1 pseudogene is annotated in these 424 nt (G+C 65.8%); it reads right to left on the bottom strand.

The features are described 5' to 3' along the window. Positions 1-424 (bottom strand): annotated as a pseudogene (locus DWW12_RS10070) (SIS domain-containing protein); the annotation flags it as partial.

The raw sequence follows: 424 nt of genomic DNA, 5'->3' as shown, positions 1-424 counted from the left end.
CCGAAGCAGTCGGCGAGGTAGTAGCCCTTCTCGCAGCCGCCCGAACCATGGTCAGAAGCCATGGCGACGCAGTTCTCGGCGCCGACAGCCTGGCCGATGGGGCCCTCGGGCTTGGTCATGGCGTAGACGCGCACGCCCATGCCCTTCATCTTCTTGACGGCCTCGAGGACCTCGGGGGTGGTGCCCGACTCGGAGGCGGTGAGCACGACGGACTTCTCGGTCATGCGCTTGTGACCGGAGACGTTCCACTCGGCGGCGTGGATCAGGTAGACCTCGAGGTCGCGGTCGCCGAACTTGTTCATGAGGTACTCGAGCTGCATGAGCTCGTCCCAGGTGCCGCCGACGCCCATCAGGAACACGGCGTCGTAGCCCTCGTCGGCGACCTTGTCGGCGAGCGCGGTCATCTTCTTGCCGGTCTCGTAGA

This window comes from Collinsella sp. AF14-35, assembly GCF_003464565.1.
Lineage (GTDB): Bacteria > Actinomycetota > Coriobacteriia > Coriobacteriales > Coriobacteriaceae > Collinsella.
The sequence above is the reverse complement of the archived record's forward strand: the minus strand, read 5'-3'. Positions and strand labels throughout refer to the sequence as shown.